17 protein-coding genes are annotated in these 19,548 nt (G+C 70.4%); 6 read left to right on the forward strand and 11 right to left on the reverse strand.

What is annotated here, in order from left to right; genetic code table 11:
- The first annotated feature begins 1 nt into the window (after position 1).
- From ACI6GS_RS11980 to ACI6GS_RS11990, 3 genes are all read left to right on the forward strand, one after another.
- The gene (locus ACI6GS_RS11980; protein WP_439813680.1) at positions 2 to 1,471 is read left to right on the forward strand and encodes a PLP-dependent aminotransferase family protein; all 1,470 of its coding nucleotides are present in this window, start codon (positions 2 to 4) and stop codon (positions 1,469 to 1,471) included.
- Positions 1,472 to 1,609: 138 nt separating this feature from the next.
- On the forward strand, positions 1,610 to 2,554 hold the full coding sequence (locus ACI6GS_RS11985; protein WP_439813681.1) for an SPFH domain-containing protein: 945 nt from the start codon (positions 1,610 to 1,612) through the stop codon (positions 2,552 to 2,554).
- 10 nt (positions 2,555 to 2,564) lie between these two features.
- The gene (locus tag ACI6GS_RS11990; protein ID WP_439813682.1) at positions 2,565 to 3,008 is read left to right on the forward strand and encodes an NfeD family protein; all 444 of its coding nucleotides are present in this window, start codon (positions 2,565 to 2,567) and stop codon (positions 3,006 to 3,008) included.
- A 9-nt stretch (positions 3,009 to 3,017) separates the two neighbouring features.
- Here ACI6GS_RS11990 and ACI6GS_RS11995 read toward each other — a convergent pair whose 3' ends face one another.
- Genes ACI6GS_RS11995 through ACI6GS_RS12005 form a run of 3 tightly spaced genes read right to left on the reverse strand, consistent with a single transcriptional unit; the run spans position 3,018 to position 5,811 of the window.
- Complete coding sequence (locus ACI6GS_RS11995; RefSeq protein ID WP_439813683.1) at positions 3,018 to 3,842, reverse strand: DUF1194 domain-containing protein; 825 nt, start codon at positions 3,840 to 3,842, stop codon at positions 3,018 to 3,020.
- A complete protein-coding gene (locus ACI6GS_RS12000; protein ID WP_439813684.1) occupies positions 3,827 to 4,570 on the reverse strand; it encodes a DUF1194 domain-containing protein in 744 nt (247 codons plus the stop codon). Before ACI6GS_RS12000 ends, ACI6GS_RS11995 begins: the two co-directional genes overlap by 16 nt.
- A gap of 50 nt (positions 4,571 to 4,620) precedes the next feature.
- Positions 4,621 to 5,811: a class I SAM-dependent rRNA methyltransferase gene (locus ACI6GS_RS12005; protein WP_439813685.1), complete on the reverse strand. Its 1,191-nt coding sequence runs from the start codon at positions 5,809 to 5,811 to the stop codon at positions 4,621 to 4,623.
- Positions 5,812 to 5,971: 160 nt separating this feature from the next.
- On the opposite strand from ACI6GS_RS12005, the gene ACI6GS_RS12010 reads away from it, so the two are divergent.
- The gene (locus ACI6GS_RS12010) at positions 5,972 to 7,294 is read left to right on the forward strand and encodes a hypothetical protein (protein WP_439813686.1); all 1,323 of its coding nucleotides are present in this window, start codon (positions 5,972 to 5,974) and stop codon (positions 7,292 to 7,294) included.
- Between the two features lie 64 nt (positions 7,295 to 7,358).
- Here ACI6GS_RS12010 and ACI6GS_RS12015 read toward each other — a convergent pair whose 3' ends face one another.
- From ACI6GS_RS12015 to ACI6GS_RS12030, 4 genes are all read right to left on the reverse strand, one after another.
- Positions 7,359 to 8,864 (reverse strand): MFS transporter, encoded by a 1,506-nt coding sequence (locus ACI6GS_RS12015; protein ID WP_439813687.1) that lies wholly within the window; start codon positions 8,862 to 8,864, stop codon positions 7,359 to 7,361.
- Complete coding sequence (locus ACI6GS_RS12020; protein WP_439813688.1) at positions 8,861 to 9,553, reverse strand: TetR/AcrR family transcriptional regulator; 693 nt, start codon at positions 9,551 to 9,553, stop codon at positions 8,861 to 8,863. Before ACI6GS_RS12020 ends, ACI6GS_RS12015 begins: the two co-directional genes overlap by 4 nt.
- A gap of 150 nt (positions 9,554 to 9,703) precedes the next feature.
- The gene (locus ACI6GS_RS12025; RefSeq protein WP_439813689.1) at positions 9,704 to 10,075 is read right to left on the reverse strand and encodes a DUF423 domain-containing protein; all 372 of its coding nucleotides are present in this window, start codon (positions 10,073 to 10,075) and stop codon (positions 9,704 to 9,706) included.
- Positions 10,076 to 10,079: 4 nt separating this feature from the next.
- The gene (locus ACI6GS_RS12030; RefSeq protein ID WP_439813690.1) at positions 10,080 to 10,904 is read right to left on the reverse strand and encodes an N-acetylmuramoyl-L-alanine amidase family protein; all 825 of its coding nucleotides are present in this window, start codon (positions 10,902 to 10,904) and stop codon (positions 10,080 to 10,082) included.
- A 262-nt stretch (positions 10,905 to 11,166) separates the two neighbouring features.
- Here ACI6GS_RS12030 and groES point away from each other — a divergent pair, with 262 nt between their 5' ends.
- Both groES and groL read left to right on the forward strand, forming a co-directional pair.
- On the forward strand, positions 11,167 to 11,481 hold the full coding sequence (gene groES / locus ACI6GS_RS12035) for a co-chaperone GroES (RefSeq protein WP_439817957.1): 315 nt from the start codon (positions 11,167 to 11,169) through the stop codon (positions 11,479 to 11,481).
- A 24-nt stretch (positions 11,482 to 11,505) separates the two neighbouring features.
- Positions 11,506 to 13,146: a chaperonin GroEL gene (gene groL / locus ACI6GS_RS12040; RefSeq protein WP_439813691.1), complete on the forward strand. Its 1,641-nt coding sequence runs from the start codon at positions 11,506 to 11,508 to the stop codon at positions 13,144 to 13,146.
- A gap of 117 nt (positions 13,147 to 13,263) precedes the next feature.
- Here the strand turns inward: groL and ACI6GS_RS12045 are convergent, their stop codons facing one another.
- The 4 genes from ACI6GS_RS12045 to ACI6GS_RS12060 all read right to left on the reverse strand — a co-directional run bounded on the left by ACI6GS_RS12045 (position 13,264) and on the right by ACI6GS_RS12060 (position 19,196).
- Positions 13,264 to 14,238 (reverse strand): phytanoyl-CoA dioxygenase family protein, encoded by a 975-nt coding sequence (locus tag ACI6GS_RS12045; RefSeq protein WP_439813692.1) that lies wholly within the window; start codon positions 14,236 to 14,238, stop codon positions 13,264 to 13,266.
- Positions 14,239 to 14,360: 122 nt separating this feature from the next.
- Positions 14,361 to 15,368: a glycosyltransferase family 2 protein gene (locus ACI6GS_RS12050; RefSeq protein ID WP_439813693.1), complete on the reverse strand. Its 1,008-nt coding sequence runs from the start codon at positions 15,366 to 15,368 to the stop codon at positions 14,361 to 14,363.
- Positions 15,340 to 16,794: a hypothetical protein gene (locus tag ACI6GS_RS12055; RefSeq protein WP_439813694.1), complete on the reverse strand. Its 1,455-nt coding sequence runs from the start codon at positions 16,792 to 16,794 to the stop codon at positions 15,340 to 15,342. The genes ACI6GS_RS12050 and ACI6GS_RS12055 overlap by 29 nt, the downstream gene beginning before the upstream one ends.
- Complete coding sequence (locus ACI6GS_RS12060) at positions 16,791 to 19,196, reverse strand: penicillin acylase family protein (RefSeq protein WP_439813695.1); 2,406 nt, start codon at positions 19,194 to 19,196, stop codon at positions 16,791 to 16,793. The genes ACI6GS_RS12055 and ACI6GS_RS12060 overlap by 4 nt, the downstream gene beginning before the upstream one ends.
- Between the last annotated feature and the right edge of the window lie 352 nt (positions 19,197 to 19,548).

A 19,548-nucleotide genomic window follows, 5' to 3' on the forward strand; every position in this document is an offset into this window, starting at 1 on the left:
GATGGACGAGGCAGCGGTCGAACTGGACCTTCTGGTGCTGGACAGGGATGGCGGGCGATCGCTGAACCTGCAGATCTATGACGGTCTGCGCCGGGCGATCCTGGACGGCCACCTGCGCAGCCGCGCGCGCCTGCCGCCCAGCCGCGCCCTGGCACGGCACCTGGGTGTGGGGCGCAACACGGTGATGGCCGCCTATGCGCAGCTTGCGGACGAGGGCTATGTCACCGGCGCCGCTGGGGGCGGTACGCGGGTGGCGCCGATGGCCGCCCGGCCGCTGCCGCGGGACGGGACCGGCGGTGCCGCGGGGGCGGCGGCCCTGTCCCGCCGCGGCGCCACCATCGCGGGCGAGGCCCGCCCCCTGCGCCCGCAGATGGCGTTCGCCCCCGGCGTGCCGGCGCTGGACCGTTTTCCCAGGGCGCTGTGGTCGCGGCTGGCGGCCCGGGGCCTGGCGGACCTTGCGCCCTCGGACCTTGCCTATAGCCAGTTCGGCGGCCTGCCCGCGCTGCGCCGGGCGATCGTGGAGCACCTGGGTGCGGCGCGCGGCGTGGTGGCGGACCCGGAGCAGGTGATCGTGACCACGGGCACGCAGGCGACGCTGTCGCTGCTGGCCACGCTGCTGGCCGATCCCGGCGACACGGTGTGGCTGGAGGAGCCCGGCTATCGCGGCGCGCGCGTGGCCTTCCTGGGTGCTGGCCTGGCGCTTGCGCCGGTCGCGGTCGACGGCCAGGGCCTGGACGCGGCGGCGGGCCTGCGCACGGGCACGCGGCCACGCCTGATCTACCTGACGCCGTCGCATCAGTACCCGCTGGGCATGACGATGAGCCTGGAGCGGCGGCTGGAGGTCCTGGCCGCGGCCGAGCGGCTGGGCGCGTGGATCGTGGAGGACGACTTCGACAGCGAGTTCCGCCATGCCGGCCGGCCACTGTCCGCCCTGCAGGGGTTGGACGCGCATGGTCGCACGCTCTACCTCGGCACCTTTGCCAAGACGCTGGCGCCGGGGCTGCGCGCCGCCTATTGCGTGGTGCCGCCCGGCCTGGTCGATGCCTTTCGCGTGGCCAGCGGCCACCTGGGCCATGTCGTCGCCATGCCGGTCCAGGCGACCCTGGCGCTGTTCCTGGGCGAGGGCCACTACGCCCTGCACATCCGCCGCATGCGCGCGCTCTATGCCGAGCGGGCGGAGGCGCTGCGGGCCACGATCGGCGCGACGCTGGGCGGACGGCTGGACCTGCTGCCCAGCGCCATCGGCATGCAGGTGGCGGGCCGCCTGTCCCCAGCCGATAGCGACGACCGGGCAGTGGAACGCGCGGCGGCGGCGGCCGGGCTGGTCGTGCCCGCCCTGTCGCGGACCTGGACGGGGCCGGCCGGTTGGCCCGGCGTGCAACTGGGCTTCGGCGCGGTCGAGGTGGAGGCGATGCCCCAGGCGGTGGGCCGGCTTGCCCGCATCCTGGAAGGGGATCTCCGCGCCCGGTGACCGGCGTCACGCGCGCCCGCGTCGCCTTATGGACAATCGGCCGTCGCCCCCTAGACTGGCGCCACGATTGGCCGGACCTGCGGGTTGGACGCCTGGCGGGGTGGACCGGGCCGACGCAGCCGGCGGGGGGACATTGCAATGGATGCGTTGGGGACGTTCGTACTGATCCTGGTCGCCGTCGTCGTCGGCCTGATCTTCCTGGGCGTGAAGTCGGTGCCCCAGGGCTGGGCCTATACGGTCGAGCGCTTCGGCCGGTACACCCACACGATGAAGCCCGGGCTGAACTTCATCATGCCGATCATCGATTCGATCGGGCACAAGCTGTCGACACAGGAGACGGTGATGGACGTGCCGTCGCAGAAGGTCATCACGCTCGACAACGCGATCGTGACCTGCGACGCCGTCGCCTTCTATCAGATCGTGAACCCGGCCCAGGCAGCGTATGAAGTGAACGACCTGGGCAATGCGATGATCAACCTGGTCATCACCAACATCCGCTCGGTCCTGGGATCCATGGCCCTGGACGAGGTGCTGAGCCGCCGGGCCGAGATCAACGACAAGCTGCTGGCCATCATCGACCAGGCGACCTCCCCCTGGGGCGTCAAGGTCACCCGTGTCGAGCTCAAGGACATCGCCCCGCCAGAGGACATGGTCATCTCCATGGGCCGGCAGATGAAGGCCGAGCGCGAGCGCCGGGCCGTCATCCTGGAGGCGGAGGGCCACAGGGAAGCCGCGATCAAGAAGGCCGAGGGCGAGAAGCAGGCCGCCATCCTGGAGGCCGAGGGCCGCAAGGAGGCCGCCTTCCGCGATGCCGAGGCCCGTGAACGGCTGGGCGTCGCCGAAGCCCGTGCGACGGCGGCGGTGTCCGAGGCGATCGCCAATGGCGGGCTGTCTGCGGTCAACTACTTCCTGGGGCAGAAGTACGTGGAGGCGCTGAAGGACATCGGTACCGCGCCCAACAACAAGATCACCTTCATGCCGCTCGATTCCTCCGGCGTCATGGGCGCCGTCGCCGGCATCGCCGAACTGACGAAGCAGGCCACCGCCGGCGGCGACGGGCCCTGGCAGCGGCCCAAGGCCTGAGGCCACGGCCATGTTCGAGACGATCAGCTATTGGCACTGGTGGTCGCTGGCGCTGGTCCTGGTGGCGCTGGAGGCGTTCCTGCCCGGCGTCGCCTTTGCCTGGCTGGCGGTGGGCGCCGTCGTGGTCGGCGGCCTGGTCGCCGTGCTGCCCGATACGCCGCTTTATGTGCAGGGCATCGTCTTTGCCGTGGTCGCCGGCCTGGTGATCCTGGTCGCGCGGCGCTTCGTGAAGTCGCGCTTCGGCAACGAACGCGCGGCCGACGGCCTGAACGAGCGCGGCGCCAGCCTGAAGGGGCAGACCGCCGTCCTGATCGAGCCCATCGTCAACGGCACGGGCCGGGCCCGCGTCGGCGACAGCAGCTGGACCGTCGTCGGCCCGGACCAGCCGGCCGGTGCGCGCGTCCGCATCGTCGACCTCAACGGCAACCAGCTGGTGGTGACGCCGGAGGGCTGAACCCGCCCGTCAGAGGCGCCCGCCCGCGCCCGGCCAGGCGGCGGACGCGGGGCCAAGGGCACGCGGCCACGATGCCGGGCGCGCGCCCGGCCGTCGCGGCGCCAGCGTCCAGTCGCGACGGGGCGCCAGCAGCGGGGCAAGGCGGCGGTCCGCCATCTGGTCTCCCAGGATCTCGCGCACCAGCTTCTGGCGCATGGCATCGGCGAAGTCGCCGCCATTGGCGACCGGCAGGGCAAAGGCCCGCTCGCCGCCGATCACCTCGCGCTCGTAATAGGCAAGCAGGGCAGGCTCCTCGTGCAGGATGGCCAGGCCGTTGATCGTGATGCCTGCGGCAATGGCTGCGTCCCGCGCCTCCCGCGGCTTCGGCCCCGCGGTCCGCTCGCCATCGCCAGAGACGTCGATCACGCGCCGGGCCGGGCGCAGCGGCACGTCGTGCAGCAGGCGCGTCGCCCGGGCCAGGGCCGGCGCGATGGCCGTCCCGCCATAGGTGAGGCCGCGCGGGGCCCGCAGCAGGGCTTGCGCGAAGGCGCCGACGCTATCGGGGTCGACCAGGGTCCACGGCACCGCGACCAGCTGCTGGCGCATGCCGGACCAGTCCATGACGGCGATCGCGATGCGGCCCTGCCGGCCGGCGGCGATCGCGGCGCGGATGCTGGGATCGCTCAGCGCCCGGGCCAGCCCCTGGCGCTGCATCGCGAATTCCTGCGTGGTGATGGAGGTCGAGCTGTCGATGGCCAGGACCAGGGCCAGGTCGATCTGGTCGGCGGCGCGCGCGGACCCCGCGGCGAAGGCCGCGGCAAGAGCAAGCAGCGCGGCGATCAGCCGGCGGGCCATCGCGCCTGGCCGGCCCGGTCGGGCAGCGCATCGGGGGCGATGCCGGCGCCGACGAACGTGCCCTCGATCTCGCGGATCAGCTTGGTCCGCATCGCCTCGCCAAAGCCCTCGTAGTCGGGCGTGCTCTGGACGAAGGCGCCATTCCCGCCGATCACCTCAGCCTCGAAATAGCGGGTCAGGCCGGGATCGTCGACGGCGATGGGCAGGCCGTTGATGACGAACCCGGCGGCCACCGCCGCATCGCGCGCCGGCTGCACCGGCCGGCCGGAGGCGTTGCGGCCATCGCCGGAGACGTCGATCACGCGCCGCGCGGCGGTGAAGCCGTTGCGCTCGCATTCCTGGCGGGCGCGGTCGATGGCCCCGCTGATGGAGGTGACGCCGCCCAGGATGCGGCGCTTGCGGTCGCCGATCTCGTCCGCGAAGGCCAGGAGCGACGCCTGATCATGCAGCAGGCGCCAGTCGCCGATCATCAACTGTTTCTCGGGATCGGCCCATTCCATCAGCAGCACGGCGATGACGCCGCGCCGGCCGGCCTGGATCGCCTGCAGCACGCGCGGGTCGGCGAACGCCGCCGCCAGGCCCGCGCGCTGCATCACGAACTCCCGGTCGTCGACGCTGGACGAACTGTCCAGCGCCAGGACCAGTTCAAGATCGACATCGGTCGCCTCCGCCGGCGCCGGGCAGAGCGGAACAAGCAGGAGCAGGGCAAGAGCGAGCAACCGGCGCACGGACAGATCCTGAAGCTTAAGCCTGGGGAAGGCGAGGTCTATTGGCGGGCTCAGTCGAGCGCCAGGACCTGCCATTTGAGATAGGCCGATTCGGGCAAGGCGGGGTGCACCGGATGGTCCGGGCCGGCACCGCCCGCGGCCAGGATGCGCGCTGGGCGTTCGGCCGCCGCCAGGCCGCGCCGCACTTCCTCGGCAAAGGCGTCCGCCGCGACATGGTGCGAGCACGAGGCGATGAACAGGATGCCGCCCGGCGCCAGTACCCGGGCGGCCATGCGCGCCAGCTTGCGATAGCCGCGGACGCCGCTGGCCAGCTCCTTGCGGCTCTTCACGAAGCTGGGCGGATCGGCGATGACCAGGTCATAGGCGCCGGCGGGCGCCGTCTCCAGCCAAGTGAACACATCCGCCTGCGCGAACTCTGCCGCCAGGCCGTTGCGCGCGGCGGATGCCCGTGCCAGATCCAGCGCCAAGGCCGAGCCGTCGATGCCCAGCACGCTGCCGCCAGCCTTGGCACAGCGCAGGGCAAAGGCCCCGGCATTGCAGTAGAGGTCGAGCACCCGCTGGCCACGGGCAAGGCCCGCCACCAGGGTGCGCGCCGATTCCAGGTCGAAGTACCAGCCTGTCTTCTGGCCATGGACCGGGTCGACGGCGAAGCCGATGCCGCCCTCCTCGATCACCACGGGGCCGTCGACCGGGCGGCCGCTGACCGTCACCGTGCGCTCCAGTCCTTCCAGCGCGCGGGCGCTGGCGTCGTTCCGCCACACGACGGTGGCGGGCGCCAGCACCTCCGCGAAGGCGGCTTCCAGCTTGGGCATCAGGCGGTCCATTCCCGCGGTGTTGGCCTGGACCGACAGCACGTCGCCATAGCGGTCGACGACCAGCCCGGGCATGTGGTCGCCTTCGGCATGGACCAGGCGGTAGAACGCGCTGGGAAAGAAGCGGGTGCGCAGCGCCAGGGCGCGTTCCAGGCGCTGTGCCAGCCACCCGGCATCGACCGTGGCGCCGCCCCGCTCCAGCACGCGGGCCGAGATCAGCGAATGCCGGTTGAAGGTGGCGGTGCCCAGGGCGCGCCCGTCGGCGGCGTGCAGGGCGACCAGGCTGCCCGTCGGCAACGCCTTGGCCCCGGCATCCATCTCAAGCTCGTTGCCGAACACCCAAGGGTAGCCGGCCTGGACGCGCCGTTCCTCCCCCCTGCGGATGGCGAGGCGGGGCAGGGCTCCATGGGGGCTGGCTTGGTCTGGCATGGGCGCACACTAGAGCGGACCCGGCGCGTCGTGCAGCCTTTTCCCGATGCAATGCGCCGCGCGCGGGTCCAGCATCGTTAACGCGGTGGCAACCGTGCCCGCGGCACCCTGCTCCATCGGGCTGTCCTGAGCTTCCGTGCCCCAGTCCGGGATTTGGGCGATGAAGAGCGCGCTTCTGACGAGGCTGTTCCGCAAGGCGGCCGACCTGTTCGACGATGGCGGCACGCCCGGTGCGGTCCGCGTCCGCGCGTCCGACTACATGGTCAGCGACAGCGCCCAGCGCCTGGACCCGCGCGACCAGGAAGGCTTCAACCGCCGCCTGGTCGAGTTCCGCGAGCGCCATGCCCGGGCCGTCAACGCGCTCATGGCCGGCAGCGTCCAGATGCTGGGCCTGGGTGACCTGGCGCGCCGGTTCGGCAAGGACTGGGAGGACATGAAGTTCAAGGCCCACCGCATTGCGGAGGCGGCCATCGAACACCGGATCGGCCCGACCGATCTCTATGTGGTCGTCAACGAGGAATACTATGTCATCCTCTTTGCCGACCTGCCCAAGGACGAGGCGGAGCGGCGCGCCCGCCTGATCGCGTCCGAGATTACGTCCAAGCTGTGCGGCACGGTGCCCTGGGGTGGCTCCGTCTCGGTCCGCGGCATCGCGCTCAAGGTCGATCCCGCGGCGATCCAGGAGGGCGAGCCGCTGACCCTGAACACCCTGATCCGCAGCCTGCAGTCGGCGGAGATGGACGAGGAGGAGGCCGAGCGGAAGCATTTCGAGGCACTGCGCAGCGAGATCGTCGCCCAGTACTGGCCAACGCTGAACGCGCGCAAGCGCATCGTCTCGGCCTATGAGATGACGCTGGCCCATCGCGGCGGGCTGCCGCTGGTGCCGCCGGCCAATGGCAGCATCACGGGCCGCTTCCAGGCCGAACTGGACATGATGGCGCTCGACATCGCGGCCCGGCAGCTGCGCAGCAAGGAGGGCGTGCGCGCCCGGTCGATCCTGATGGTGCCGCTGCACTGGGAGACGCTGGCGGTGCGCGTATTCCGCGAGCGGTACGTCGCGGCCGCCCGCCTGCTGCCCAAGGAGGCCAAGCGCCGCCTGGTGCCGCAGATCCTGGACCTGGCGCCCGGCACCCCGCAATCGCGCCTGCGCGAGGTGGTGCAGACGGTATGGCCGTTCACGCTGGGCTTCATGTGCCGCCACGCGTTGGAACCTGGCGACGGTACGACCCTGGTCGGCTCGGGCCTGCTCAGCCTGTCGGTGGACGCAGAGGGCATGGAATCCTCGGCCGCCCTGCGCGGCGATCTGGCCGAATTCGTGGCCTGGTCCGGCGATCTGGGCTTCCGCTCGATGCTCTCGGGCGTGGCCGACGTGCGCCTGGCCAGTGCCGCCACCAAGGCGGGGATCGAATACCTGAACGGCCCGGCCTTCCTGCGCGCGACCGACAACCCGTCCCACGTCTTCGTCATGAGCGGGATGACCTGATCACCCCTCCCGCACCCAGCGTGCCGAGGACAGGCCGGGGCACGCGGGGTGGAGGAGCAGGGCGTCAGGGCACGCCGGCCTCGCGCTGGGCGAGCGTCTCCAGGTTGCGCTCGTGCGTCTTCCGGTCGATCCGGTAGAAGCACAGGAACGTGATCGAGATGAAGTAGAGCACGAACTGCGTCGGCATGAAGGTCAGGACCAGATCGCGCACGATCGTGGGGTCGACGTCGGCTGGCGCCACATTGGTGGGGAACGCGACCGATTCCAGGATGATCCCGGCCAGGAAGATGCCGATGCCGGTCACCGTCTTGTTGACCAGGCTGCTGGCCGCGGCGAACAGGCCTTCGGACCGGCGGCCGGTGCGGATGGCACTGTCCTCGACCACGTCCAGGATCATCGACGTAACCAGGATCAGGCAGGCAAAGGCAAAGGTCAGGCCGATCACGCTGAAGCCGATGAAGAAGGCCAGGAGGGCCTCCTGGCTCATGCCGTCGAGGACGCCCATGAGCTTGAGCACGATGGGCGTGTTGTTCACGAACAGCGACAGGAAGGCCAGCGTGATGCCGGCATGCTTCTTGCCGAAGCGGACCGACAGGGCGGGCGCCACGAAGAACGACAGGACCGCCGCCACGATGTAGATCAGGCCCATGGAGGCCAGCTGCTGCGGCGTGAACTGCCAGAAATAGGTGCCGAAATAGGTGCCGAGCGAGTTGTTCAGGCCCCCCGCCATCGCCGAGAACATGGCCGAGATCGTGACCACCAGGAACGACTTGTTGGTCACCGTCTCCAGCGTCTCGCGCCCCAGCCGGCGCATGCTGGCCGGGCCGCTGGCGGTTGCCTTGGGCAGGGTGGGGATGCGGCTGTGCGTGCCCCAGGCCGAAATCAGGATGCTGCCGAAGACCACGCTGGCCGCGACCAGGCCATAGACGTGATAGCCGTCGGCGTTGAGGATGCCATTGGGCTGTTCCGGCGTCGGCACCAGCAGGACGCCGAAGGCGAACGCGGTCGCCACGCCACCGCCCAGGATGCCGAACAGGTAGCGATAGCTGACCAGGCGCGTGCGCTCGTCATAGAGCCCGGTCAGTTCGGCGGCCAGCGCCGTGCTCGGGACCTCGTACAGGCCCAGGATGCCACGCAGGCCGACCACGACCACCAGCAGGTAGACGAACAAGGCGCCGCCCTGCCAGTCGGGCGGGTTCCACAGCATCCAGAACAGGATCGCGACGGGCACCGCCGACAGGTACATCAGTGGATGGCGCCGTCCCCAGCGGGTGCGCAGACGGTCCGAGAAGCTGCCGATGAACGGATCGCTGACCGCATCCACGATCATCGCGATCATGATGGCAAAGCCGACCTGGTTGGCCGGAAGCCCGACCACCTGGTTGTAGAAGATCATCAGGAAGGCGTTGAAGCTGGCGTCCTTGACGCCATAGGCGACGGACCCGAAGCCGTAGAGCGCCTTTGTCCGCTTGGGCAGGATCACGTTGGGCGCGGTGAGCGAGGGTCCGGTCTCGTCCGGCACGCCGCCGCTTTCCGCCACCCAGGCGCCGCCAGCTTCGGTCGTCGTCATTGCAGGCTCTCCTTGCGGGTCGCCAGGTCGAACACCTGGACAAGCTCCCGGGCGATTGTGTCGAGGTCGGTCTGCGGGTCGCAGCGCAGCAGCGGCGCGATGCCGTCGACCGTGGCGATGATGGCGTTGCGCATGACGGGCACGGAAAAGGCGCGGAAGACGCCTTCGTCCTGGCCGCGGGCCAGCATGCGGTCGAGCAGGGCGACGCGGTTGTTGAGCGGGGCCGGGTCGATGTTCAGGTGCCCGGTCGCCTGCAGCGCGTGGGTCGCGATCTCGACCAGGCTGATGATCGCGTCTCGGTCATGGGCCATGTAGCGGACGCTGGCGTCGATCAGGGCCAGCAGGCGCGCGCGGGCGCCCTGCGCCGCCTCGACCCGGGGGCGGATGAAGGCGGCGGCCTGGTCGTTGATCGCCGCCTGGACCTGCGCGATCAGCGCGTCCTTGCCGGCGAAGTGATAGGAGATGACGCCCTTGCTGATCCCGGCCTCCGCCGCGATCCTGGCCAGGGTCGTCTGGGCCAGGCCATGGGCCGCGATGGTGCGGATGGCGCAGGCGATGATCTGGGCCCGGCGTGCCGCCTCGATGAACGACAGTGCCTCCGGCGCGGACGCGCCGCCCGCGCCCCTGGGGGCGACGGCGTCGGGTGAAGGGTCGCCTCCCAGGTCGACCGGGTCGATTTTTGACCGCATGGCCAAATTCTAGATCGCCCGGCCAGGAAGTCAAACGATGTTCAGAGTGAGACTGTGGCCGGATATCGGCTCAGGACTGCCCGTGCCTGTGCGCGGCGGCCCGCACCGCAGGCTGCTGCTGCGCGGGACCGTGTCGGACCTAGCGGGGAATCAGGGCTTCAGGGCGGCGATGGCGAGGGCTGCCCAGCCGGCCATCAGGCTGAGGCCGCCGATGGGGGCGACCGCGCCCAGGAAGCGCGGGCCGCCCAGGCTGAGCGTATAGAGCGCGCCGCAGAACAGGATCATGCCGGCCAGGAACAGCGCGGCCGCGGTCGTCGACCAGTGGCTGCTGCGCTGAAGCGCCAGGAGCGCGGCCCCCACCAGCGCCAGGGCATGGGTAAGCTGGTACTGGGCCGCGGTGTTGTAGATCGCAAGGTCGTCCGGCGTCAGGCGGCCCTTCAGGCCATGCGCGCCGAACGCGCCAAATGCCACGGCCAGGCCCCCCGCAACGGCACCGATCGCGAGCCAGGCGCTGGCAGCCATGGGCTCAGGCCGTGATCGCGGCCGAGCCGATGGCGTCGGCCAGGGTGGTTGCGATCCTGCGGCGGGAGGCGGGATCGGCCAGCAGGGCCTCGTCCTGGGCGTTCGACAGGAAACCCGTCTCGATCAGGATGGAGGGCACGTCCGGCACCTTCAGCACGGCGAAATTGGCCGACCGGCGGGGGTTCTGAAGCAGGCGGAGATCGGCCGCGACGGCGTCGACGATCAACGCCTTGCGCTCCAGCGCGGCATTCAGGCTGTGCCGCCGTGCCAGGTCGAACAGGATCGCCGCCACTTCACGATCGGCGGCCCCCAGGTCGACCCCGGCCAGGAAGTCGGCGGCGTTCTCCCGCTCGGCCATGGCGCCGGCCAGCGCGTCGGATGCCGTCTCGGACAGGGTATAGGCGGACAGGCCGCGCGCCATCGGGTTGGGTGCCGAATCGGCGTGAACGGAGATGAACAGGTCGGCCTTCTGGTCGTGGGCGAACATGGCGCGGTCGACCAGCGGCAGGAAGACGTCGCGGCTGCGCGTGAGGATGACCTTGTGCCGGCCCTCCGCCTCGATCCGGCGGGCCATCTGCAGGACGAGGTCCAGGACCACGTCCTTTTCATAGATGCCGGACAGGCCGATGGCACCGGGATCGCGGCCGCCATGGCCGGCGTCCAGGACGATGCGGGCACCGGCGGGGAGCGGCGGGACGGGCGGCTTGGCCCGCGGCGGAGGGACGGCAAGCGCCAGCGTGCGGCCCAGTTCCTGGGCCGTCGCGGTGCCGCCCGCCTCAAGCAGGAGAGGCAGGCCCAAAGCCAGCTTCAACACCTCGCGCCGTCTCATGACCTTGCCGTCAGATCCCTTCAGCCAGGACATGAAGCGGACTATCGGCTGAGTTTCGTGTGATTTCAATAGGGTATGAGGTGATGCTGAACCAGTGTTGCAGCCCTGCCCCAGGCGGTCACGGGAACCTGGGCGGATCCTGCATGGCCCAGTCTTGACTTCCGCGGGGCCTGCGCCTAATTACCCGGCCAGCCGCTAGCACTCACTCGACCAGACTGCTAACAGCGGCTTCTGAAATTTGCGCGTTTGGAGAGGCAACATGGTGAAGTTTCGGCCCCTGCACGACCGCGTGGTGGTGCGCCGCATCGAGGCGGAAGAGAAGACCGCCGGCGGCATCATCATCCCCGATACCGCGAAGGAAAAGCCGATCCAGGGCGAAGTGATTGCTGCCGGCGCTGGCGTCCGCAACGAGCAGGGCGTGCTCGTGGCGCTCGACGTGAAGGCGGGCGACACCGTCCTGTTCGGGAAGTGGTCGGGCACCGAGGTGAAGATCGATGGTCAGGACCTCCTGATCATGAAGGAGTCGGACATTCTCGGCATCGTCGAGAACGCGTCCGCAGCGAAGCAGGCGGCCTGAGCGGCCAAGAGGGAGTAGCATCAGATGGCAGCCAAGGAAATCCGCTTCCAGACCGACGCCCGCGACCGCATGCTGCGCGGCGTCGACATTTTGGCCAACGCCGTGAAGGTGACGCTGGGCCCCAAGGGCCGCAACGTCGTGATCGACAAGTCGTTCGGTGCGCCCCGCATCACCAAGGACGGCGTCTCGGTCGCCAAGGAAATCGAGCTCTCGGACAAGTTCGAGAACATGGGCGCGCAGATGGTGCGCGAGGTCGCTTCGAAGACGAACGACCTGGCCGGTGACGGCACCACGACGGCCACCGTGCTGGCCCAGGCGATCGTCCGCGAGGGCGTGAAGGCGGTTGCCGCCGGCCTGAACCCGATGGACCTGAAGCGCGGCATCGACCTCGCCGTGTCGTCGGTCGTGGCCGAGCTGAAGGCCAATTCCAAGACCATCTCCGGCTCGTCCGAAGTGGCGCAGGTCGGCTCGATCGCCGCCAACGGCGAGAGCGAGATCGGCGACATGATCGCCCAGGCCATGGAGAAGGTCGGCAAGGAAGGCGTGATCACGGTCGAGGAGGCCAAGGGCCTTGAGACCGAGCTCGACACCGTCGAGGGCATGCAGTTCGACCGCGGCTACCTGTCGCCGTACTTCATCACCAATGCCGAGAAGATGATCACGGAGCTGGAGCGTCCGTACATCCTCCTGCACGAGAAGAAGCTGTCTGGCCTGCAGGCCATGCTGCCGGTGCTCGAGGCGGTGGTGCAGTCGGGCCGTCCGCTGCTGATCATCGCGGAAGACGTCGAGGGCGAGGCGCTGGCCACCCTGGTGGTCAACAAGCTGCGTGGCGGCCTGAAGGTCGCGGCCGTGAAGGCGCCGGGCTTCGGCGATCGCCGCAAGGCCATGCTGGAAGACATCGCGATCCTGACCGGTGGCCAGGTGATCTCCGAAGACCTGGGCATCAAGCTGGAGAGCGTGACGCTCGCCATGCTGGGCCAGGCCAAGAAGGTCACGATCGAGAAGGAAAACACCACGATCGTCGACGGCTCGGGCAAGAAGGACGAGATCCAGGGCCGCGTCGCGCAGATCAAGGCGCAGATCGAGGAGACCTCGAGCGACTATGACCGCGAGAAGCTGCAGGAGCGCCTGGCGAAGCTGGCCGGCGGCGTTGCGGTGATCAAGGTCGGCGGCGCCTCCGAGGTCGAGGTGAAGGAGCGCAAGGACCGCGTTGATGACGCGCTGCACGCGACCCGCGCCGCCGTCGAGGAAGGCGTGCTGCCCGGTGGCGGCACGGCGCTGCTCTACGCGACCCGCTCGCTGGACAAGGTCGAGGTGGCCAACGCCGACCAGAAGTACGGCGTGGACATCATCCGCAAGGCGCTGCAGGCCCCGGTCCGTCAGATCGCCGAGAACGCCGGCTTTGACGGCGCGGTGGTCGCGGGCAAGCTGCTCGACCAGAACGACAGCAAGTTCGGCTTCGACGCGGCGAAGAACGTCTACACCGACCTGGTGGCGTCCGGCATCATCGACCCGACCAAGGTCGTGCGCACGGCGCTGCAGGATGCGGCCTCGGTCGCCTCGCTGCTGATCACCACGGAAGCGATGATCGCCGACAAGCCGGAGAAGAAGGCCCCCCCGATGCCGGGTGGCGGCATGCCCGACATGGGCGGCATGGACTTCTAAGGTCCACAGCCCTTCAAGGCAGGGACAAGGGCCGCGGAGCAATCCGCGGCCCTTTTTCCGTTTGATCGGGTGGCGGTGCCGGGGCGGACCGCCTGTAGCCCCCTCCGGCGCGGGCCGCTAGCCGGTGGCGGGGTCGCGATGGACGACGATACTGGTGTGCTTGGCACCCGTCGCCGGTGCGATGTCGAAGAGTTCGACGCGGTCCTTGGCCGCTTCCGCCTCGACGCTGGTGCGGGCCATGTCGTGCGGGGCCTCGCCCGTGAGGGCCAGGGGGTGGCCCGCCTCCACGAAGCCCAGGTAGGAGCCGCCGAAGTCATAGCCGACCAGCTTCTGCAGTTCGACCGGAAGGGTCCGGGCGACGTCCGGCGGCAGGGAGAGGTACTGGTTCTCCTCCTGCCGCAGCCAGCCCAGGTTGTATTGCAGCGTCATCGCCCGCCGCGTCGCGTTCGACGCGTTGGTGCCGCTGCCGTGCAGGACGTTGCCGAGATAGATCAACACCGAGCCGCGCGGCATCACCGTCGCCACCATCTCGTGCGGCTGCGGCTTGCGCTCGTGCTCCCAGCGATGGCTGCCCGGGGCCACGTTGGTGCCGCCGTTGATGGGGGTGAAATCCTCCATCGCCCAGATCGTGGCGACCGTCATCGGCGGCGCCGGGTAGCGGACCGGATAGATCGACTGGTCGCGGTGGATCTCCTGCGCGCGCTCGCCCGGCCCCAGCTCGATGAGCGAGGTGACGTGCAGGTGGTAGCGCACGCAGTGCGGCAGCAGGAAATGGTCGCAGACCTGCATCACGACCGGGTGCATGGCGATCCGGCCGCAGGCCGGTGACTTGGCGATCAGGTTGTTGATGCGCCGTGTCTTGAACCCGGCGAAGTCGGTGCGGCCCAGCTGCACCTTGTCCAGGTATGGGTCGAAGTCGGCATTGGCGGCATCGACCAGGGCAGGGTCTGCCGCGTGCGTGACGACGGCGAAGCCGTGCTCCTCGATCGCGGCGATGATGGCGGCGATCGGCGCATCGGCCGGGAAGACGGTCCCCGGCGGCATGGCGGGGCTGGGCAAGGGGGCGGCATCGGCGCTTTGGGCGGCACTCATCGGGCGGACTCCTGCAACGGGACGAACCGGTCGGGCAAACCCCTTCCGTCCGCTTCGTCTCCCGGCCCGAGCCTAAGCCGCGTCCGGCGGCGGCGTCGAGACGGGCCTTTCAAAGCAAGGCCTCAATCGAGCCGACGATCGTTGCGCAGGGGTGGCGCGTCGTCAAAGCCGTGCAGCCGGTCGACGATGTAGAGCGGCCGGCGCTTGGCCTCGCCATAGAGCCTGCCGAGGTATTCGCCGAAGATGCCAAGTGTCAGGAGCTGGATCCCGCCCAGGAACAGGACCGCGGCCATGGTCGAGGCATAGCCTGGCACCTCCACCCCCAGGAACAGCACCCGCAGGACCAGGTACGAGCCATAGACGATGGAGGCGACGGCGACGACAAAGCCCAGATAGCTCCACAGCCGCAGGGGCAGGGTGGAAAAGCCGGTAATGCCGTCCAGCGCGAAGTTCCACAGGCGCCAGAGCGGCCATTTGCTGGTGCCGGCGGCGCGCTCGGGCCGGTCATAGGGAACCGCCACCTGGCGGAAGCCGACCCAGGCGAAGATCCCCTTGTTGAACCGGTTGCGCTCTGGCAGGCGGCGCACCGCCTCGACCACGCGGCGGTCCATCAGGCGGAAATCACCGGCATCGGACGGGATGCGCACCTCGGTCAGGGCGTTGAACACGCGGTAGAAGGCCCGTGCCGTCTGGCGCTTGACCGCGGTGTCCTCGTTCCGGCTGCGGCGCAGGCCATAGACCACGTCATAGCCCTGGCGCCACAGGCCCAGGAACTCGGGGATCAGTTCTGGGGGATCCTGCAGGTCGGCGTCCATCGGCACGATCGCCTGCCCCCGCGCATGGTCCAGGCCCGCCGTGATCGCGTTCTCCTTCCCGAAATTGCGCGACAGCTTGACGATGCGGATCGTGGGGTCGGCGGCGGCGCGACTAGCCAGGCGCTCCACCGTCGCGTCCTTGCTGCCGTCGTCGACACAGACGATCTCATAGCTCTCGCCCAGGGGATCGAGCACCGCCTTGAGCCGGCCGAACAACAGGTCGAGCATCGGCTCCTCGTTGTGCATGGGCACGACGACGGAGAGGACCGGGACGCCGGATGCCGCCTCAGCGTGCGGCGGGGACGTGGATGGCATAGCGTCCAAAGGTCCGGGCCAGGGAATAATGGGTCCTGATCGCATCGCGCGTCGACGGCAGCCAGACTTCGGGCGAGTTCGACGTCACGACGATGGCGCCATACTCCGCAGCCCGGATCGGTGCGTCAATCAGGCTGTCGGGGACCATCCCGGCCAAAGCGAGCTGGCTGAGCAGGAAGATGTCGGCGACGGGGACCTTGCCCGCATGGAGCAGCGTGGCCGGATCCTCGCTCAGGACCGGGCCCGGCAGGGTGCGGACAAAGGCGCTGACGGCCGCCGCATCCGCCCTGGCCTGGGCGTCGGGCACGGCCTGCCAGTCGGGCCAGGGGAACGCCAGCTGGACCAGGGCCAGCAGGGACAGCGCGACCGGCGCGGCCGGTCCCGGCAGGGTCCCGGCCGCCCGCGCAGACCAGGCCCGGGCAGCCATGATGCCGCCGATCACGGCCCACACGCCCAGCATCTCGATCGTGTAGTTCCAGTTGGCGCCGATCTTCATGACGCCAAGGGTCATCAGCGCGGTGGTGGCCAGGTAGAGGGCCAGGAGCAGACGCGGAAATGCGCCCGGCTGCCCACGCGCGGCGCCCGCCTGGCGCAGCCAGAGGATGACCAGCGCCAGCGACAGGCACAGCCCGACCGGCAGCAGGACCAGCGCCCCCAGCCGGCCCAGGCGCGCGCCATGCGTATTGTAGAGGAACAGATGGTCGAGGGCGGACGCCCCGCTGATGGCCACGATCAGGCCCAGGCCGGCGGCCCCCAGGGCCACGGCCGCCAGCACGCAGGCCAGGGCCCGCCGCGGCCAATGGACGGCAACGGCAAGGCTGGCCGCAAGGGGGGCCGCCAGCGCGCTCTGCTTGGTGAAGAGCGCCGCAAGGAACAGCATCACCGCCGGGACCAGCAGGCCGGGCCGGCGGGGCGAGGCAAGGACGCAGGCAATGCCCGCGGTCGACAGCAGGATCGCGGTGAAGTCGACATGCATCAGCGGCGCCCAGCCGCGCACGGGCAGGAAGCACCACGGCGACAGCGCCGCCACGACGGCCCCCAGCAGGCGCGGCCGCCGGGCGAGCCCGTCCGTCGCCAGCAGGCAGACCAGGCCCAGCACCGCCGACCACAGGACGGCGCTGGCCAGCGACACCAGCCGCCCGGCAAGCAGGATGTCGCCGAGCCCGGCATCGGCCAGCGCTGCCAGCGCCAGATAGACGGGCGCATAGCACCAGGCCATCAACTGCTCCGGACCCAGCGGGGCATAGAGCACGCCGGATTGCAGGCCCAGGACCTGGGCCGCGGTCGTGCCTTCGCTGTAGTCGATCTCGAATGGGTAGTGCAGGGCCCCGTGGGCCGCCAGTGCTGCCTGCACTACGCCCCGGGCCAGCGTTGCCGCAACCAGTGCGGCGAGCACCGCCCAGGCCCAGCGGTCGGCCCGGTTCACGGGGTGGCCGGCGCGGGGGCCAGGCTCAGGGTGCCGCGCAATGGGCCCTCTGGCTGGGGCGGCAGCGGCACCATGGCGCCGTCGCGCCAGAGCGGCAGGAGGTCGCCATAGGCCTCGGAATACGGATTGCCCGACTGCCCGGCCGAGATCATGAAACGCGACCGGTCGAGGTCGCCCAGATCGTAGACTCCGCGGAAGCCGGCCCCGTGGACGGCGGCAAACGGCCGTTCCGGGTTGCCGGGATCCATCGCCGCGCGCAGCAGCGTATCCTCCCCCCCGCCGATCGGTGCCTCCAGGTTGAACAGGTCGCGCAGCCAGGGCACCTGGCCCAGCGCCGGATGGGACAGGACGGCGACATGCGCCGCGTCCCAGCGCCAGGCGGCATGGTCCGCGCCACAGGTCGCGGCCAGGGCCGCCAGGGCGTCGGCCAGGGCGCCGCGCACCTGGGTCGGACAATCCTCGACCTCCCGCGTCCGGCGGTCGTCGCACCAGTCGGGCGCGCGGTCCAGCAGGCGCAGCAGCCCCTGCGGCTTCAGCCCGCGCAGCAGCCGTTCGTTGCCGACCAGCCGGTCCGAAAGCAGGCGCGGCTCCAGCGCGTGGAGCCAGGCGTGATAGACCAGCGGCTCCCACCGTTCGGGCGCCAGGTCATGGTCCCAGGCGGCCAGGCCCTGGAGTATCGGCGCTTGGTCGGGCGTGCCGGGCCCGGCCAGCGCCAGCAGCCGGGGCAGGACCAGGGCGGTGGCACCGGACTGCACGTCGAGCTGCATCGCCTGGGCCTTGTCCAGGCTGAGCGGTTCCTGGTCCAGCAGCGCCTGGATGCGGTCGGCGCGGAAGGGCTGATCGAAGTCCGTGCCGATGAACGGGGTGCCGGACGAGATGCGGTTGTTGGCATTCCACACGGCCCCGCCCGCCGGGGCCACGGTGCGCGGCATCTGGGCAAAGGGCAGGAACCCGATCCAGTCGTACTCGCCGGTCCAGCCGGGGGCCGGCACGGCGCTGCGGGCGCTGCGGCGCACGGGGATGCGCCCGGCAATCGCCAGGCCCACGGTGCCATCCCGATCGGCGAAGGTCAGGTTCTGCACCGGCGCGTGCATGGCCGCCAGCGCCGCCACGAAGGCCTTGGCATCGGCTGCGCGGACCATGCCCAGCAGGCCGTCGACGGTGGTGTCACCCGGCTGCAGCGCGGTATGCGCCAGGGCGACGACGGTGCCGGGCGGGCGGGTGAAGGCGGGACCCACGCCCTGGGGCAGGACGGGGCCATGGCGACTGCTCAGGACGGTCAGCACTTCCGCCTCGCCGAAGCGGACCTTGATCGTTTCCTGCCGCGTGGCGAACGCGGCACTGCCGCCGCCCGGCACCTGGTAGCGGCCGGGATCAGCCGGGTCCAGGCGTTCCACGAACAGGTCGGCCGTGTCGGCGCCCGTCGTGGTCATGCCCCAGGCGACGCGGCCATTGTGGCCCAGCAGGGGAAAGGGAATACCCGCCGTGGTGGCGCCAGCGACCGTGAAACCGGGCGCGTCGATCCGCGCCAGGTACCACATGTCGGGCGCGCTGAGGCCCAGGTGGGGGTCGTTGGCAAGGATGGCGGAACCGGTCGCGCTGCGGTCGGGGGCCACGGCCCAGGCGTTGGAGGCACCTTGCGCGTCGACCCAGGCGGGCACCGCCGCCGCCAGCCGGGCCAGGCTTTCAGGATCCAGAAGGGCCTGGTCGACGGCGGGGATGCTGGGGCGGTCGGCGGGGTCCGGTGGCGGCAGCAGCAGGTCGACCTGGTCCGCGGGCAGGGCGGCCAAAAGTTGGGCACGGCGCAATTCGGAATACCAGTTGCCGCCCAGCAGCAGGCCCAGCAGCTTGCCGATCACCAGCGTATCGGCCGGGCGCCACGGCTCGGGCGAGGCCAGCAGGAGGGAAAGCTCCGGCGGCCAGGGGGTCAGTGCGCTGCCCCGCACCTGGTCGATCCAGGCATTCACGCCCTGGGCATAGGCGTCCAGCAGGGCGCGGGCATCGGGGCTGGCGGCGGCGGCCTCCTCCTCGGCCAGGCGGTAGACGCCCAGCGTGCGCATCAGGCGGTCGGGCACCAGGCCGCTTGGCCCCACCAGTTCCGCCAGGCGGCCGGCGCCCAGCCTGCGGTTCAGTTCCATCTGCACCAGGCGGTCCTGGGCATGGACATAGCCCAGCGCGCGCACGGCGTCGGCGGCGTCGGCCGCCTTGATGTGCGGCACGCCGTGGCGGTCGCGCACGACCTGGACCGGCTGCTGCAGGCCGGCGATGGCGGCAGTGCCGTCCCAAGGCGCGACCGACCGCATCAGCCACAGGGCAAGGCCGCCGGCCCCCAGCAGGACCAGGGCGACCAGCCCCAGCAGCAGCCAGCCCAGGCCACGAAACAGCCGTCTCAGCACCCTCATGCGCCAGGAATCCGCCATGTCGGGCGACAGGACACAAGCCCTGGATATCCGGGCCACATGCGGTGGTCTGTTGTCATGCCTGTGTCAAAATATGGGGACAGTGTGAAGGCGGGGCCGCTATAGTCGGCATGCGTGCTTCGCGCCCGTCAATCCCGTGCTCCGTGGCGCGGGCCTGACCGACCGGGCGGCGAGGCGGAAGGGAGGCTGTGCTGAAGCAGTCACGTATCCCGTTCCGGGGTCAGCGACCCGTCCTGCAGCGGTCCCTGCGCCCGCGCCCAGGACCGCCGGGGCCGTGCCCGTCCCGTATCCTGGCCATGTCCGATGTCCTGCCTGCGCCTCCCCTTCGGGAGGC

Origin of the sequence: Zavarzinia sp. CC-PAN008, from assembly GCF_051903925.1 — a bacterium.
GTDB lineage: Bacteria > Pseudomonadota > Alphaproteobacteria > Zavarziniales > Zavarziniaceae.

Coding starts and splice junctions, on each gene's coding strand:
- ACI6GS_RS11980 (WP_439813680.1), top strand. CDS start 2: ATGGACGAGGCAGCGGTCGAACTGGACCTTCTGGTGCTGGACAGGGAT.
- ACI6GS_RS11985 (WP_439813681.1), top strand. CDS start 1,610: ATGGATGCGTTGGGGACGTTCGTACTGATCCTGGTCGCCGTCGTCGTC.
- ACI6GS_RS11990 (WP_439813682.1), top strand. CDS start 2,565: ATGTTCGAGACGATCAGCTATTGGCACTGGTGGTCGCTGGCGCTGGTC.
- ACI6GS_RS11995 (WP_439813683.1), bottom strand. CDS start 3,842: ATGGCCCGCCGGCTGATCGCCGCGCTGCTTGCTCTTGCCGCGGCCTTC.
- ACI6GS_RS12005 (WP_439813685.1), bottom strand. CDS start 5,811: ATGCCAGACCAAGCCAGCCCCCATGGAGCCCTGCCCCGCCTCGCCATC.
- ACI6GS_RS12010 (WP_439813686.1), top strand. CDS start 5,972: ATGAAGAGCGCGCTTCTGACGAGGCTGTTCCGCAAGGCGGCCGACCTG.
- ACI6GS_RS12015 (WP_439813687.1), bottom strand. CDS start 8,864: ATGACGACGACCGAAGCTGGCGGCGCCTGGGTGGCGGAAAGCGGCGGC.
- ACI6GS_RS12020 (WP_439813688.1), bottom strand. CDS start 9,553: ATGCGGTCAAAAATCGACCCGGTCGACCTGGGAGGCGACCCTTCACCC.
- ACI6GS_RS12025 (WP_439813689.1), bottom strand. CDS start 10,075: ATGGCTGCCAGCGCCTGGCTCGCGATCGGTGCCGTTGCGGGGGGCCTG.
- ACI6GS_RS12030 (WP_439813690.1), bottom strand. CDS start 10,904: ATGAGACGGCGCGAGGTGTTGAAGCTGGCTTTGGGCCTGCCTCTCCTG.
- groL (WP_439813691.1), top strand. CDS start 11,506: ATGGCAGCCAAGGAAATCCGCTTCCAGACCGACGCCCGCGACCGCATG.
- ACI6GS_RS12045 (WP_439813692.1), bottom strand. CDS start 14,238: ATGAGTGCCGCCCAAAGCGCCGATGCCGCCCCCTTGCCCAGCCCCGCC.
- ACI6GS_RS12050 (WP_439813693.1), bottom strand. CDS start 15,368: ATGCCATCCACGTCCCCGCCGCACGCTGAGGCGGCATCCGGCGTCCCG.
- ACI6GS_RS12060 (WP_439813695.1), bottom strand. CDS start 19,196: ATGAGGGTGCTGAGACGGCTGTTTCGTGGCCTGGGCTGGCTGCTGCTG.